The sequence below is a fragment of the Streptococcus sp. 17.1 genome (assembly GCF_016648655.1).
In the GTDB taxonomy this organism is placed as follows: Bacteria; Bacillota; Bacilli; order Lactobacillales; family Streptococcaceae; genus Streptococcus; species Streptococcus salivarius_E.
In genome coordinates this window covers 99,992-115,273 of the sequence record NZ_JACLQM010000003.1, presented here as the reverse complement: position 1 = coordinate 115,273, position 15,282 = coordinate 99,992, and the positions used below count along the sequence as shown (strand labels likewise).

General features: G+C 41.6%; 16 protein-coding genes. 12 read left to right on the top strand and 4 right to left on the bottom strand.

Annotated elements, in window-relative coordinates:
- The first annotated feature begins 28 nt into the window (after positions 1 to 28).
- The 5 genes from H7T99_RS03220 to H7T99_RS03200 all read left to right on the top strand — a co-directional run bounded on the left by H7T99_RS03220 (position 29) and on the right by H7T99_RS03200 (position 5,585).
- Positions 29 to 589 (top strand): HAD-IA family hydrolase, encoded by a 561-nt coding sequence (locus H7T99_RS03220; RefSeq protein ID WP_037602875.1) that lies wholly within the window; start codon positions 29 to 31, stop codon positions 587 to 589.
- Positions 590 to 2,542 carry a DNA topoisomerase (ATP-hydrolyzing) subunit B gene (gene gyrB / locus H7T99_RS03215; protein ID WP_037601635.1) on the top strand — a complete coding sequence of 651 codons (1,953 nt, stop codon included), beginning with the start codon at positions 590 to 592 and terminating at the stop codon, positions 2,540 to 2,542.
- Positions 2,543 to 2,638: 96 nt separating this feature from the next.
- Complete coding sequence (ezrA, locus tag H7T99_RS03210) at positions 2,639 to 4,363, top strand: septation ring formation regulator EzrA (protein ID WP_037602878.1); 1,725 nt, start codon at positions 2,639 to 2,641, stop codon at positions 4,361 to 4,363.
- Positions 4,364 to 4,474: 111 nt separating this feature from the next.
- On the top strand, positions 4,475 to 5,122 hold the full coding sequence (serB, locus tag H7T99_RS03205; RefSeq protein WP_037602880.1) for a phosphoserine phosphatase SerB: 648 nt from the start codon (positions 4,475 to 4,477) through the stop codon (positions 5,120 to 5,122).
- A gap of 223 nt (positions 5,123 to 5,345) precedes the next feature.
- Complete coding sequence (locus tag H7T99_RS03200) at positions 5,346 to 5,585, top strand: hypothetical protein (RefSeq protein ID WP_037602882.1); 240 nt, start codon at positions 5,346 to 5,348, stop codon at positions 5,583 to 5,585.
- Positions 5,586 to 5,622: 37 nt separating this feature from the next.
- Here the strand turns inward: H7T99_RS03200 and H7T99_RS03195 are convergent, their stop codons facing one another.
- The gene (locus tag H7T99_RS03195) at positions 5,623 to 6,513 is read right to left on the bottom strand and encodes a DMT family transporter (RefSeq protein ID WP_037602885.1); all 891 of its coding nucleotides are present in this window, start codon (positions 6,511 to 6,513) and stop codon (positions 5,623 to 5,625) included.
- A gap of 139 nt (positions 6,514 to 6,652) precedes the next feature.
- Positions 6,653 to 7,018, bottom strand: coding sequence for a hypothetical protein (locus H7T99_RS03190; RefSeq protein ID WP_037602887.1), 366 nt, complete (start codon positions 7,016 to 7,018; stop codon positions 6,653 to 6,655).
- A gap of 246 nt (positions 7,019 to 7,264) precedes the next feature.
- Between H7T99_RS03190 and H7T99_RS03185 the strand changes: the two genes are divergently transcribed.
- The 7 genes from H7T99_RS03185 (at position 7,265) to H7T99_RS03155 (ending at position 12,142) form a co-directional block, all read left to right on the top strand.
- Positions 7,265 to 7,630 carry an OsmC family protein gene (locus H7T99_RS03185; RefSeq protein WP_002884719.1) on the top strand — a complete coding sequence of 122 codons (366 nt, stop codon included), beginning with the start codon at positions 7,265 to 7,267 and terminating at the stop codon, positions 7,628 to 7,630.
- Between the two features lie 93 nt (positions 7,631 to 7,723).
- On the top strand, positions 7,724 to 8,107 hold the full coding sequence (locus H7T99_RS03180; protein ID WP_021143776.1) for a PaaI family thioesterase: 384 nt from the start codon (positions 7,724 to 7,726) through the stop codon (positions 8,105 to 8,107).
- Positions 8,108 to 8,120: 13 nt separating this feature from the next.
- The gene (locus H7T99_RS03175; RefSeq protein WP_037602890.1) at positions 8,121 to 9,095 is read left to right on the top strand and encodes a GyrI-like domain-containing protein; all 975 of its coding nucleotides are present in this window, start codon (positions 8,121 to 8,123) and stop codon (positions 9,093 to 9,095) included.
- Positions 9,096 to 9,827 carry a pseudouridine synthase gene (locus H7T99_RS03170; protein ID WP_037602892.1) on the top strand — a complete coding sequence of 244 codons (732 nt, stop codon included), beginning with the start codon at positions 9,096 to 9,098 and terminating at the stop codon, positions 9,825 to 9,827.
- 80 nt (positions 9,828 to 9,907) lie between these two features.
- Positions 9,908 to 10,036, top strand: a complete 129-nt coding sequence (locus H7T99_RS03165; protein WP_002884629.1) for a DUF4044 domain-containing protein — start codon at positions 9,908 to 9,910, stop codon at positions 10,034 to 10,036.
- Positions 10,037 to 10,130: 94 nt separating this feature from the next.
- Positions 10,131 to 11,444 carry a GTPase ObgE gene (gene obgE / locus H7T99_RS03160; RefSeq protein ID WP_022496325.1) on the top strand — a complete coding sequence of 438 codons (1,314 nt, stop codon included), beginning with the start codon at positions 10,131 to 10,133 and terminating at the stop codon, positions 11,442 to 11,444.
- A gap of 500 nt (positions 11,445 to 11,944) precedes the next feature.
- Positions 11,945 to 12,142 (top strand): hypothetical protein, encoded by a 198-nt coding sequence (locus tag H7T99_RS03155; protein WP_002884415.1) that lies wholly within the window; start codon positions 11,945 to 11,947, stop codon positions 12,140 to 12,142.
- A 73-nt stretch (positions 12,143 to 12,215) separates the two neighbouring features.
- Here H7T99_RS03155 and H7T99_RS03150 read toward each other — a convergent pair whose 3' ends face one another.
- Positions 12,216 to 12,956, bottom strand: coding sequence for an amino acid ABC transporter ATP-binding protein (locus H7T99_RS03150; protein ID WP_002884797.1), 741 nt, complete (start codon positions 12,954 to 12,956; stop codon positions 12,216 to 12,218).
- Positions 12,956 to 15,154: an ABC transporter substrate-binding protein/permease gene (locus H7T99_RS03145; RefSeq protein WP_037602894.1), complete on the bottom strand. Its 2,199-nt coding sequence runs from the start codon at positions 15,152 to 15,154 to the stop codon at positions 12,956 to 12,958. Before H7T99_RS03145 ends, H7T99_RS03150 begins: the two co-directional genes overlap by 1 nt.
- Between the last annotated feature and the right edge of the window lie 128 nt (positions 15,155 to 15,282).

The window sequence follows — 15,282 nt, the reverse complement described above, 5'->3', positions numbered from 1 at the left end:
TCTGACCTTTTATGTTATAATTAAGGTTATGAATTATGGAGATTATATCTGGGATTTGGGTGGTACCTTGTTGGATAATTACCAGGTATCAACCCAAGCCTTTCTAGCAACTTTAGAACAATTTGAGCGTACAGCAGAACCTCAAGCAGTCTATGATGCCCTTAAGGTATCAACGAGCACTGCCATTGCTATGTTTGCGCCTGATATAGCTGATTTTCGAACCCTATATAAGCAAGAGGAAGCCAAGCATTTACAGGAACCTGTTTTTTTTGAAGGTGCTAAGACTGTCCTAGCTAAGATTGTGGCTGAGGGTGGGCGTAATTTTTTGGTTAGCCACCGTAATCACTTGGTGCTAGAAATCCTTGATAAAGCAGAAATTGCCTCTTATTTTACAGAGGTTGTAACTTCTGAAAATGGCTTTGCTAGAAAGCCGAGTCCAGATAGTTTCCTTTATTTAATTAACAAATACGATATTAAACACGGCTTGGTCATTGGTGACCGCCAGATAGATATAGAGGCAGGAAAAGCAGCAGGTCTGGATACCTTGCTTGTTGATGGCCATAAATCATTATTGGAGATTGTGACATAAATGACTGATGAATTAAAAAATCTTGAAGAAAAAGCGCAAGAATATGATGCCAGCCAGATTCAAGTCCTAGAGGGGCTTGAAGCGGTACGTATGCGCCCAGGTATGTATATTGGATCAACCTCAAAAGAAGGGTTGCATCATTTGGTATGGGAGATTGTCGATAACTCAATTGATGAGGCCTTGGCTGGTTTCGCCACTCATATTCAGGTCTTTATTGAGCCGGACAATTCTATCACGGTTGTCGATGATGGTCGTGGTATTCCAGTCGATATCCAAGAGAAAACAGGCCGTCCTGCAGTTGAAACTGTCTTTACGGTACTTCACGCTGGTGGTAAATTTGGCGGAGGCGGTTATAAGGTCTCTGGTGGATTGCACGGGGTTGGTTCTTCGGTCGTTAATGCCCTCTCAACACAACTTGATGTTAAGGTTTATAAAAATGGCCATATCCACTTCCAAGAGTATAAACGTGGGGTCGTGGTGGCAGATCTAGCAGTAATTGGTGAAACAGAGAAACATGGTACGACTGTTCACTTTACGCCAGACCCAGAGATTTTCCAAGAGACAACCGAGTTTGATTTTGGAAAATTGGCTAAACGTATCCAAGAGCTAGCCTTTTTGAACAAGGGGCTCCGTATCTCTATCACAGATAAGCGTGAGGGTCTCGAACAAGAGAAACATTATCACTACGAAGGTGGTATCACATCTTATGTGAAATACATCAATGAAAACAAGGATGTTATCTTTGATGAACCTATCTACACTGATGGTGAGATGGATGGTATTTCGGTTGAAGTTGCTATGCAATACACGACTGGCTATCATGAAACGGTGATGAGTTTTGCTAACAACATTCACACCCATGAAGGTGGTACCCACGAACAAGGTTTCCGTACAGCCTTAACGCGTGTCATTAATGACTATGCGCGTCAGAATAAGATTCTCAAAGAAAAAGATGATAATTTGACTGGGGATGATGTTCGTGAAGGTTTGACTGCTATCATCTCTGTCAAGCATCCAAACCCTCAGTTTGAAGGTCAAACCAAGACCAAGCTTGGAAACTCTGAAGTGGTTAAGATTACCAATCGCCTCTTCAGTGAGGCTCTAAGTCGCTTCCTCTTGGAAAATCCTGCCATTGCTAAGAAGATTGTTGAAAAAGGGATTTTGGCTTCTAAGGCTCGTATCGCCGCTAAGCGTGCCCGTGAAGTGACACGTAAGAAGTCAGGTCTTGAAATTTCTAACCTTCCAGGGAAGTTGGCAGACTGTTCATCAAATAATGCTGAAATGAATGAACTTTTCATCGTCGAAGGGGACTCAGCCGGTGGTTCTGCTAAGTCAGGTCGTAACCGTGAATTCCAAGCTATTCTGCCAATTCGAGGTAAGATTTTGAACGTTGAAAAGGCTAGCATGGATAAGATTCTAGCCAATGAAGAAATTCGTTCTCTCTTCACAGCAATGGGAACAGGTTTTGGAGCTGAATTTGATGTCAGTAAGGCACGTTATCACAAGTTGGTCATCATGACCGATGCCGATGTCGATGGGGCTCACATCCGTACCTTGCTTCTGACTTTGATTTACCGCTTTATGCGTCCAGTCTTGGAAGCAGGCTATGTCTACATCGCTCAACCACCAATTTATGGGGTTAAGGTTGGTTCTGAGATTAAAGAATATATCCAACCTGGTGCCGATCAAGAAGACAAATTGCGTGCTGCTCTTGAAAAGTATAGTGTGGGACGTTCAAAACCTACGGTACAACGTTATAAAGGTTTGGGTGAAATGGATGACCACCAACTTTGGGAAACAACCATGGACCCTGAAAATCGTTTGATGGCACGTGTTTCTGTGGATGATGCTGCAGAAGCAGATAAGATTTTCGATATGTTGATGGGAGACAAGGTTGAACCTCGCCGCGAATTTATCGAAGAAAATGCCGTTTACAGTACTCTAGATATCTAATATTCTTTTAGAAAAGGGTGCAATGCTAGGATAACTATGATATAATCGTAATGTTATTCTACATTTATGAACATAATAGACGATTAAGGAGAAACTATGTCTAGCGGAATTGTTTTACTGATTGTAGTGGTAGTTATGCTCGTAATTATCGCTTACTTAGTCGGTATTCTTATTAGAAAACGAAATGATTCGCGGATTGCAGAGCTTGAAGAACGCAAGCAAAAATTGTTTGACTTGCCAGTTAATGAAGAGATTGAAGAAGTCAAAAAGCTTCACTTGATTGGACAAAGTCAAACAACCTTCCGTGAATGGAACCAGAAATGGATAGATATCTCAACAAATTCATTCGCAGATATTGAAAATCATATTTTTGAAGCTGAAAATATGAACGATACCTTCCATTTCTTCAAGGCTAGTGGTGAAATCAATAATATTGAGAGTCAGTTGGATCTTGTGGAAGAAGACATCAAGTCTATCCGCGAGGCGCTCTCAACCTTGAAAGAACAAGAAGAAAAGAATAGTGCTCGTGTTAAGCATGCACTAGACTTGTACGAAGAGTTGCAAAACTCAATCGAGGAAAACTCTGATAATTTCGGTTCTACCATGACCGAAATCAATAAACAGCTTAAAAACATTGAAGCTGAATTTGCAGAATTCGTGACGCTTAACTCATCAGGTGACCCTGTTGAGGCCTCAAGCATCTTGGATCGTGCAGAAGAGCACACCATCGCATTGGGTCAAATTTCAGAGAAGATTCCTGCTATTGTAGCTAAGTTGGAAGATGATTTCCCAGATCAGTTGGATGATTTGGAGTCTGGCTACCGCAAGTTGATTGAGCAAAATTATCACTTCCCTGAAAAAAATATCGAACGTCGCTTCCAAGAAATTCGCGAAGCTATCCGTTCAAACTCAAGTGAGTTGGTTTCTCTTGATTTGGACCGTGCGGAAGAAGAAAACGCTGAGATTCAAGAAAAAATTGACAACTTATATAGCATTTTCGAACGTGAAATTGCATCATACAAGGTTGTTATGCGTCAAAAGAAAATTTTGCCAGATTATCTTAAGCATGCTAAAGAAAACAACAAGAAACTTCAAGAAGAGCTTGAGCGTCTCATGTTGACTTATATCTTCGATGAAACCTATGCAGCAGATGTACGTAGCTTTGCATCTGATATCTCAGGTGTGGAGACAGCTGTGCTTCCAACCCTTGAAAACTTTGAAACTCAGGTGAAACCTTTCTCAGAACTTGAAAAGATCTTTGAAAAGAGTCTTAACACTTTGTCTGCTGTTGAAAACGGTCAGGTTGAGGTTTTTGAAAATCTTCAGGCTATTGAGAAAAACGAAGCTAAGGCACGTGAAGAACTTGATGTTTATGTTAATAAATTGCATGTTATCAAGCGTTACATGGAAAAACGTAACCTTCCAGGTATTCCTCAATCCTTCTTGAGTGTCTTCTTCTCAACAAGTGCTCAAATTGAGGCCCTTATGGATGAACTCAGCCGTGGACGTATCAATATCGATGCGGTAATGCGTTTGACAGAAACATCTAAAAATGCCATTGATCATTTGGAAGAGACTGCCTACTTGGTTGTTCAAAATGCAACCTTGACTGAGCAACTCTTGCAATACTCAAACCGCTACCGTTCGTTCGAACCTGCTGTTCAAAGTAGCTTTGAGCATGCGCTTAAATTGTTTGAAGTTGATCATGATTATGATGCATCTTTGGAAGAAATCTCTTACGCCTTGGAAACAGTTGAACCAGGTGTGACAGATCGTTTTGTATCATCTTACGAAAAGACTCGCGAACAAATTCGTATGTAAGTGAAAGATTCTGGGCTAAGGTCCAGAATTTTTTGTAAGATCCGTTTGTCATTTCATATTTTTAATAGATTTGGTAAAGTCTTATAAAGGTATCAAAGAATCGAGGTAATTATGTCAGAAGTTAAAGGTTTATTGGTTATGGACGTAGATTCAACCCTAGTCCAAGAAGAAGTTATCGATTTATTGGGAGAAGAAGCAGGCGTTGGTCAAGAAGTTGCTGAAATCACAGAGCGTGCCATGCGTGGAGAATTGGATTTTAGACAGGCCTTAAATGAGCGTGTAGCGACCCTCAAGGGATTGCCAGAGAGTATATTTGATAAGGTCTATGCTCGTATTCATTTCAACAAGGGAGCCAAGGAACTTGTGGATGAACTTCACGCCCGTGGCTTTAAGGTAGGCTTGGTTTCTGGAGGCTTCCATGAGACTGTGGATAGACTGGCAGCTGAAGCAGGGATCGATTATGTAAAGGCCAATCACCTAGAGGTAATTGATGGCGTCTTAACTGGTAAGGTTTATGGTGAGATTGTCACCAAAGATGTCAAGGTAGCTAAACTCAAAGATTGGGCAGCAGAAAATGGTCTCGAACTCTCGCAAACCATTGCTATGGGTGACGGTGCCAATGATTTGCCTATGATTAAGACAGCTGGCATTGGTATCGCCTTTTGTGCCAAACCAATTGTTCGTGAACAAGCTCCCTACCAAATCACAGAACCAGATTTGTATAAGGTAATCGAGATTTTGGATAAGGTTAAGAAATAGTAAATATAAAAAGAGTCCTTTGGATGATTCCAAGGGACTCTTTGTGCATCAAAAAAGCACCGAATCGGTGCCACTTTCTCAAGTTGAATACGGACCAAGCCTTATTTTAACTTTGCTGTATTGTTTCGAATGGTTTCGCTTCCCAATATATCGATTTTTGGTTGACTTCTTTTCCAACTCATCCTATCATAGAGGAGTCTAGTATTGAAATGAGGGAAGAGACATGTTATACGAATATCCGGCGATTTTTCACACGATTGAGGAAGGTTATCAAATTAGTTTTCCTGACTTTGGTCGTAGCATTAGGGCAGATTCTTTGCCTCTTGCCATGACGAAAGCATCTGTGTTTTTATCACATATTATAAAGGGCTATGGAGATAAGGATTTACCTGTGCCGACTGCGGTAAGTAGTATTCCTAATGAGGAAGAACTCGTCGTTTTGATTCAAACAGAGCTTGATTAAGACTAAAAAACTCTCGGAAGATTAATTCCCGAGAGTTTTAGGTTTTATTGGCCACATAGACGCCCAGGACGACTAAAATGCCTGCAAAAATTTGTAGCTGCGAGAAGGGTTCTCCTAAGACGACAACAGCAGCTAGAATTGAGATAATGGTCGAAATCCCAATAAAGGATGCTGTTCGGTTAACTCCGATATTTGCGATGGCAAAATTTGATAGCAGATAGCCCAGAACACTGCATCCCAAGCCTTGATAAAGGATGGTGATAGTGAATTTTGGATTGCTCACAGGGAGAAGTAAGAGCTCTTTCAAATCGCCTGCTAGAAAGCCTTGGCTGAGTGCGAAGAGTCCAAATGTCAGGCAACCACTGGCAAGCATAAAATAGGTAATCTCAAGGCTACTAAATTGACTGGCTCTTTCGACATCAACGCAATACAGGGAGTAGGAGACGACTGCTAGACCTAGAATCAAATAGCCTACAAGGGAGAAGTGGGTAGAACCGCCAGCAGCAAAGACAGCTATGATGATACCGATGAGGGTTGTGATGACACCGACCACCTGCCAACGGCTAGGCCATTCTTTTAAAATAAGGCTAGACATGATAAGGGCAACGACTGGGATACAGGCTAGGAAGGCTCCGCTTTCAGAAGCTGTCGTCATACGAATGCCAATCGTTTCGCAGATAAAATAGATAATCGGATTGAGAATGGCAATACGTGTCAGTGGTTTGAGATTTCTACCATTAATTTTTAGCCGACGTCGGCTGAATAGGAAATAGAGGTTGATAAAAAGGAAGGCGGTGACAAAGCGCCAAGAGATTAAAGCCAGGTCACTGACCTGTGCTGTAATAGATTTGGTAAAGATAAAACTGAGCCCAAAGAGAATCTCACAGGTCGCTGCAGCCAAGCATCCTAAGATAATTTTATTCTTCATTATCTCACCTCCTGAATTTGGATTTCCACGCCTATTATAGCACTTTCAGGAAGCGTTTACATCAATCTAAACCTAAAAAATAGACTAGCAGATTAGCTAGCCTATCTTATCTTATCTTATCTTATCTTATCTTATCTTATTAGTTACCAATTGAGACAGTTCCGTCTGAACCAACTTTGACATTTGTACCGTCTTGGCTATTAACTTCGACTGAGCCATCTTGACCAACTGTTGCGCTGTTACCTTCGCTATCGTTGGCTTCGACGGTATTATTGCCGTTTGTTTTTGCTGAGTTACCGTTTCCGTCGCTGACCTCAGTTGATCCGTCTTTGTTGACTTTTACTGAAGCACTTGAATCAGTTGAAGAAGATTTTTTGGTCACCTTACTTGATGATGGTGTTGAAGATGACGAGTCAGTTTTGTCTTTAGAGTTGCCACATGCTACTAAGGTCAACAAGGCAAGAACTGAGACAGAGGCTAAAGTTAATTTAGAAAATGTTTTCATAATAGTCTCCCTTTTTTCTTAGTAAATTCATTTTAAATGAATTACCATAATTTTAAAAGCGCTTCCAGTCGCTTTTACTCAACTGTAATCCCTTAGTAATGCCAGTGTTGTACAAGGCTAATCTATTGAAAAATAAGAGCTAAAAGCTCTTACGCTTTTTCTTCTTTTGATAGATATTTCAAAGCGTTCAGCTCGGTCCTTAAGGCTCTCTTTGTTATAATAATAAAAAAAGATTGAGGTGACATGATGTATCAAACAACAATTAAAGGTGACAAACGTTTCCATTCGCTTTCAGAGGGTTATGGAGCACCTGTGGAACTTTTTGGCTACACGGATGATGGGGAAACACCGATGAGCTTGGTGAATATTGCCTTGGCTTCCTGTGTGACCATGTGTCTACAGAGTTATTTTGCCAAGTATCAGGGAATCGAGGAGCTTGCTATTCAAGTTGATTCCAACTATGAAGAAGGGCATTTCACCCTTGCCATTCATTTACCTGAGAATCTGATTTTGGAAAATGAGCAAGAACTCTTGGCTTTTGTGGATAATTTTTGCCGAGTGAAGAAGCTTTTTCGTGAAGATATTCAGGTTGATATTAGCTTAGCCAAATAAGCTTATTATCCTTTATGAACTTCGTGTTATACTAGTAGATAAAGACGTATCATTTCACTAGGTGTGGAATGAGCAACAATAGGAGGGCTTGCTATGCAAGACAAACTACATGAAATCCGTGTGTTTGAGAATTTTCAAGAAGAACTATTTGAAACGGGACATGTCATCGTGACAACTAAGGTGGTTGAGAAGTCCCTGAATTATTTTGGTAATGCTCACGGAGGGTATTTGTTTACGCTTTGTGATCAGGTTGCAGGGCTTGTGGCCATTTCAACAGGCGACTATGCAGTGACGCTTCAGTCTAATATCAATTACCTCAAGGCAGGGCATTTGTCTGACCAACTCAAGATTGAAGGACTATGTGTTCATAATGGTAAGACGACTAAGGTGGTGGAAGTTGTTATTACTAATCAGGAAGAGAAAATTCTTACAAGGGCTACGTTTACCATGTATGTGACAGGCTCGGTCGAGGAATAGAAAAGGAGCGTTTATGTCAGATTTTCAAACCATGGATGACTTTGCGGTCTTTGTTAATGACTACCTGACACCAGACCAATTGAGCGTTCAAGCCTATTCTTATGCGTCAGACCAGCAGGAGCTCTCTCTTCTTGTGACCATTGATGATTACGAGATGATGTGTCGTTGGCATGCTGTCTGGACTTTTTCAGGGTTACACCAGGCCTTCTTTCAGTCTGTAATGGACTCGGCTAACAGCTTTTCTATTGATAGTGATAGCTTGGCTATGAAAGTGCGTTTAAGGGATCAAGAGCTCTTGTTTCAAGCAAAGGGGCTTGAAATGGTGGTTGTCGATTTGCCTGAGCCCCTTTTTCGTTTAGCTGATGTGTCTTTTAACGAAGGAGGAAAGCACTTTACCTACCTTTGTGAAGACCAAAGTGTTACAGCAGAAGATTGGGTTTTGGTTCCTATAGGTTCTGGTAATGCTGAAAAAGAAGCATTTGTAGAAAAGATTTCCTATGTCCTAGCGGATGAGGTTCCAGTTGAACTGACAAAACTGAAAAAGGTGATTCAAAAGCTAGATTTAGTAACCGTTCGTTATGATGTGAAGGTTGTTCGAAAGGGATTTTTGAGTTTTTCAGGGATGGTTTTTGAGGGCGAGGAACTAGGTAAGCCAACAGACTTTCTTTGGGTACCCTTTTTGGCAGAACAAGATGATTTGGCTGTTCCTACCTATGGTATTCGGATCAATGATGGCAGTCGCAAGACTTATGTAACGGCCTTGGCTGGTGAGGATGATAGTATGGAAATGATTGCTCTTGCACCAGCTACTTATGCGGTTTTTAAACTTAATGGGCCTGCAACAGCAGCTGTTTGGGAGAGTTTTCATTATGCTAAGAAACATTTTGAAATGATTAATCAGCCAACTGTAGAGGTTTATCCACCAGGGAATCGTCAGGCTGAAGATTATGAGATGGAAGTTTGGATTCCAATAAAGGAGGAAGTATAGATGCGTCTGGATAAGTTTTTGGTTGATTGTGGTGTTGGTAGTCGCAGTCAAGTCAAGACCTTTCTCAAAAAGAAGCAAGTGACCGTAAATGGTCAGGTGGAGACATCACCTAAGACTCAGATTGATGAGAATCAAGACCAGATTGCTTTTCAAGGTCAAGCATTAACACACGAGACCTTTGTTTACTATCTTTTAAATAAGCCTCAGGGTGTCATTTCAGCGACGGAGGATGCTCGTCACAAGACAGTGCTTGATTTACTGGATGATACAGCTAGACATAAGCAGGTCTTTCCTGTTGGACGTTTGGATATTGATACTCACGGTCTCCTGCTTTTGACCAATAATGGCGATTTAGCTCATGCAATGTTATCTCCCAAGAAACATGTTGATAAGATTTATCAGGCTAAGGTGGATGGTATCATGAATCAGGAGGATATCCTGGCTTTTGAAAAAGGGATTGAACTCAAAGACCATACTTGCCAACCGGCTAAACTAGAGATTCTATCAGTAGATAGGGCTACTGGGACTAGCCTGGTTCAGATTACCATTGCTGAAGGGAAATTCCATCAGGTTAAGCGTATGGTAGCTGCTTGTGGTAAGGAAGTGACAGAGTTACAACGCCTAAGTATGGGACCTTTATACCTGCCTAATGATTTAGAACTTGGTGCTTGGCGGCGTTTGACCGAGGAGGAGTTGGAAGCTTTAGCAGTTTTTGGAATTCCTTTGGCTTGAGCTAGTTAAGAGTTGCGAAATGGGCAGATTTTTGTTACTATTATTGTGAAATAATAGAAGAAAAAACGAGGTATATTCAAGTGGCATTTGGAGATAACGGACCACGTAAGAAATCATTTTTTGAACGTCTAACAGTATTGGTCGTTTTGATTATGCTATTAGTAACAGTTGGGGCATTGATTTTCCAAGCAGTCGCAGCTGTCCTTTAAGACGCTATCAAGCGTTTTTTTGTGTATGTCGGAAATTCTTTCGTTTGTGATTGAATTTGTACATGGCATACAAATCAGAAAGAGAGAAATAGAGATGAGTATGTTTTTAGATACAGCCAAGATTAGTGTCAAAGCTGGTCGTGGTGGTGACGGGATGGTTGCCTTCCGTCGTGAGAAATATGTACCCAATGGCGGTCCTTGGGGCGGTGACGGTGGTAAGGGTGGCTCAGTCATTTTCAAGGTTGACGAAGGTTTGCGTACCCTTATGGATTTTCGTTATAATCGTAAATTCAAGGCTAAGAATGGCGAAAAAGGGATGACCAAGGGAATGCACGGTCGAGGCGCTGAAGACCTCATCGTTAGCATCCCACCTGGTACAACGGTGCGTGATGCTGAGACAGGCAAGGTTATTACTGATATGGTTGAGGATGGCCAAGAGTTTGTCGTTGCTCACGGTGGACGTGGTGGACGTGGAAATATTCGTTTTGCGACACCTCGTAACCCTGCTCCCGAAATCGCTGAAAATGGTGAACCAGGTGAAGAACGTGAACTTCAATTGGAATTGAAGATTTTGGCTGATGTTGGTTTGGTTGGTTTCCCATCTGTTGGTAAATCAACAATCCTCAGTGTGGTAACCGCAGCAAAACCAAAGATTGGTGCCTATCACTTTACGACTATCGTTCCTAACTTGGGGATGGTTCGTACGAAGTCAGGTGAGAGCTTTGCCATGGCTGACCTTCCAGGATTGATTGAGGGGGCTAGCCAGGGTGTTGGTTTGGGAACACAGTTCCTTCGCCACATTGAGCGTACACGTGTTATCCTTCATGTGATTGATATGTCAGCGAGTGAAGGGCGTGATCCTTACGAGGATTATCTTCAAATTAACAAAGAGTTGGAAACTTACAACCTTCGCTTGATGGAACGTCCACAAATTATTGTGGCTAATAAGATGGACATGCCTGGGGCTGAGGAAAACTTGAAAGAGTTTAAGGAAAAATTGGCTGCTAACTATGATGAATTTGATGAGTTGCCACAAATTTTCCCAATTTCAAGTTTGGCTCACCAAGGTTTGGAAAATCTCTTGGAAGCTACTGCAGAATTGCTTGATGAGACAGATGAATTCTTGCTCTATAGCGAAGACGATATGGAACAAGAAGAAGTGTACTACGGCTTTAACGAGGATGAACGTCCATTTGAAATTAGCCGTGATGACGATGCTTCATGGGTACTTTCTGGTGAGAAACTTGAAAAACTCTTTGTCATGACTAACATGGAACGTGACGAATCTATCATGAAATTTGCACGTCAATTGCGTGGTATGGGAGTTGATGAAGCGCTTCGTGAACGTGGTGCTAAGGATGGCGATATCGTTCGTATTGGTAACTTCGAATTTGAGTTTGTGGATTGACGTTGAAAGACTCTCTAAGTGCCAAGCACTTGATAGTCTACGACAGCCGCTATGGCGGACTGCCTATCAACCTCACTAACTGCGCAAAGTCGGTATAATCGACCGACTTTCCTTCGTGTCGTGACCATGAAAGACTCTCTAAGTGCCAAGCACTTGCTAGTCTACGGCAGCCGCTATGGCGGACTGTCTATCAACCTCACTAACCGCGTAAAGTCGGTATAATCGACCGACTTTCCTTCGTGTCGTGACTATGAAAGACTCTCTAAGTGCCAAGCACTTGATAGTCTACGGCAGCCGCTATAGCGGACTGCCTATCAACCTCACTAACTACGTAAAGTCGGTATAATCGACCGACTTTCCTTCGTGTCGTAACCGAAGCAAGACTCTCTAAGTGCTGAAGCACAAGATAGTCTACGGCAGCCGCTATGGCGGACTGCCTATCAACCTTACTAACTGTGTGAAGTCGGCGAATTTAAAAATATTGAAATAAGAGGTTTACAATGGGAGATAAACCGATATCCTTTAGGGATAAAGATGGAAATTTTGTTTCTGCGGCCGATGTTTGGAATCCAAAGAAACTTGAAGAACTCTTTACGCGCTTAAATCCTAACCGAAAACTCCGTCTTGAGCGTGAACGCTTGGCAAGGGAAGAAGCAGCAAAACACCCTGAACTAAATGAAGAAACAGAGCAAGTCTAGCACTTGCTCTGTTTTTCTTATCCAAAATGGTAATCAAAAACAGCTACTCTAGCAAGAGTAACTGTTTTGATAATTAGGCGTTTAGAACCTTGTCCAAGAATTCTTTCAAACGTGGGTGTTGTGGGTTATCAAAGATTTGATCTGGAGTACCATCTTCGAGGAACTCACCGTCCGCAGTAAAGATTACTCGGTTGGCAACTTGACGAGCAAATCCCATTTCGTGAGTAACGATAATCATGGTCATACCTTGCTCTGCCAATTCTTTCATAACGTTAAGAACGTCTCCGACCATTTCAGGGTCAAGGGCAGAAGTCGGTTCGTCAAAGAGCATGATATCAGGATTCATTGCCAAACCACGTGCAATCGCCACACGTTGTTTTTGTCCACCTGACAAGCTATCTGGCATTGCATCTGCCTTGTCAGCAAGTCCAACACGATCAAGAAGATCCATAGCTAATTTATCAGCTTCTTCCTTGTTCATACGTCCGAGTTCAACAGGTGCAAATGTCACGTTTTCAAGGACTGTCATGTGTGGGAAGAGGTTGAAATGTTGGAAGACCATCCCGATATTTTCTCGGGCTTTGTCAAGGTCTGTCTTTGGATCTGATAATTCATAGCCATCAACGACTACTTTACCAGATGTCACTGTTTCAAGTAGGTTAAGCGTACGAAGGAAGGTTGATTTACCTGAACCTGAAGGACCGATGATACATACAACGTCACCTTCGTAGAATTTGGCGTCAATGCCTTTAAGGACTTCATTGTCGCCGTATGATTTGTGCAAGTCCTGCACATCGATTTTCAATTCAGCCATTATTTAAGTCTCTTTTCTAGTCGTTTAGCCAATTTCGTCAAGCATGTGATGATGACCAAGTAAAGGATGGCCAAGATCGCATACATACGGAATGATTGGTAGTTACGAGCAATGATGATTTTACCAGTTTGGAAGAGTTCAACCAAACCGATAGCTGATACGATAGTCGTATCTTTCAATGAGATAACAAATTGGTTGATGAAGTTTGGCAACATCAAGCGAACCGCTTGTGGCAAGATAACCTTACGCATTGTTGTATTGTAAGGGACACCCAAGCTTCGGCTAGCTTCCATCTGACCAATAGGAACAGCTTCGATACCACCACGTACAATTTCGGCAATATAAGCACCACCGTTAAGTGAGAGGGCAATTGTCGCTGCCACAAAGTCATTGATTGGTGATTGGTGACCAGTGATATTTTCAATTAAGTTAGGAATACCCCAGTAGATGAAGGCTGCAACGATCATCAATGGGATACCACGGACCACGTCAACAAAGACTTGAGAAATCACGCGGAGTGTCTTGTTTGGTGCAACTGCCATCATACCGAAGATAACACCGATAATCATGGCAATAGCAAATGAAAGAAGGGTCAATCCAAGGGTAATTCCAAGACCTTGGAGAAGTTGTTTGTAGTTGTTTTTAATCAAGCCTACGATGGTTGTTTCATCGGTAGCTTTTTTCGAGCTTCCTTCTTTTGATTTGTTGCTATCGAGGTATTTATTGATAATCCTATCGTAAGTACCATCTTTAACGATAGCAGCCAAACCATTGTTGAACATCTCAATCAACTCAGGATTAGCACCTTTTTTAACGGCAAAGCCGACTTCACCAGTGGCAATACCTTCGATTGGTGTTGTAAAGTTACGTCCCTGTTGGATAGCGTATAGAAGAACGGCTTCGTCATCCATAAGAGCATCGATTGAACCAGAGTTCAAGCTGTCGTACATAGTAGAAGCTTCATCGTAAGCACGAACAGTAAAGCCATACTCACCAGCGTGGTCTTCCAACCATGAGTATGATGATGTACCATTCTTAGCTCCTACAGTCTTACCTTTAAGATCCTTGTAAGATTTAACCTTACTTCCTTTAGCTACAGCCAAACGAATGTTTGATGTGTAGTAAGGATCAGAAAAGTCAAAGATTTGTTTACGAGCATCAGTGATGGTCATACCAGCCAATACGGCATCAGCTTGGCTAGATTGTACAGCATTAAGTGATGCATCGAAACCAGGGTTTGTCAATTTGACATTGAAACCTTGGTTTTTAGCAATGGCATTGATGATATCGACATCGATACCTACATATTTACCTGAACCATTTTGGTATTCAAATGGAGCAAAAGATGAGTCCATTGAGATAGTGTAGGTTTCCTTAACAGGAGTGGCTTTTGCGTTAGCATCACCAGTCAATTTAAGATCTGCTGAAGGTTTTGATGAAGAAGATTTTTCTGAGTCACCCAACCATTTGTTCATGATTTTGTCGTAGGTGCCGTCTTTCTTCATTTCCTTAAGAGCTTCGTTGAAGTCTTTGATAAGATTTTCGTGTTTTCCGCCTTTTTTAACAGCGAAAGCGAAGCTACCGATAGATTCAGGCTTAATGTTGATAGCGTAGTCTTTTCCTTGACCAATAGCGTATTTAACAACTGGTGTGTCGTCCATAGCTGCGTCAACAGAACCAGAATCCAAGCTATTGTTCATCAAGTCGCTAGTGTCAAAAGTTTTAACTGTAAAACCATATTTGCTAGCGTTTTTATCAAGCCAAGTTTGAGCAGCAGTACCGTTTTTAACACCGACTGTTTTACCCTTCAATTGTTTGTAGTCGCTGACTTTGTCGCTGCTACGTGTATAGATAACAATTGAAGTGTCGTAATAAGTGTCTGAGAAAGTGAAGACCTTCTTACGTGCGTCGGTAACAGTAGTACCGGCCATTAGGGCGTCTGCTTGGCCTGATTGAACAGCGTTAACAGCTGCATCGAAACCAGGGAAGGTTTGGTTAACATCCCAATTTTTACGTTTGGCAACTTCGTTGATGATATCAACGTCGATACCTTTGTAGGTCTGATCAGAATCTTTGAATTCAAATGGGGCATAGGCTGTGTCTGAAACGACTGAAATTGTTTCAGCAGATACCTTAACTCCGAAAACAAAGAAAACTGACATGGCACTCAAGAAGAGTGTCAGAAGTTTTTTCTTCATTATAAAAAGTCTCCTTTATAAAATACCTTCCTATTCTATCAAAAAAAGGTCTTGTTATCAAACTTCTTGGAGTTCGATGTTAGGAAATGTAACAAGGTTCGTTAGCTATGAGAGCTATCTGAGAAGAA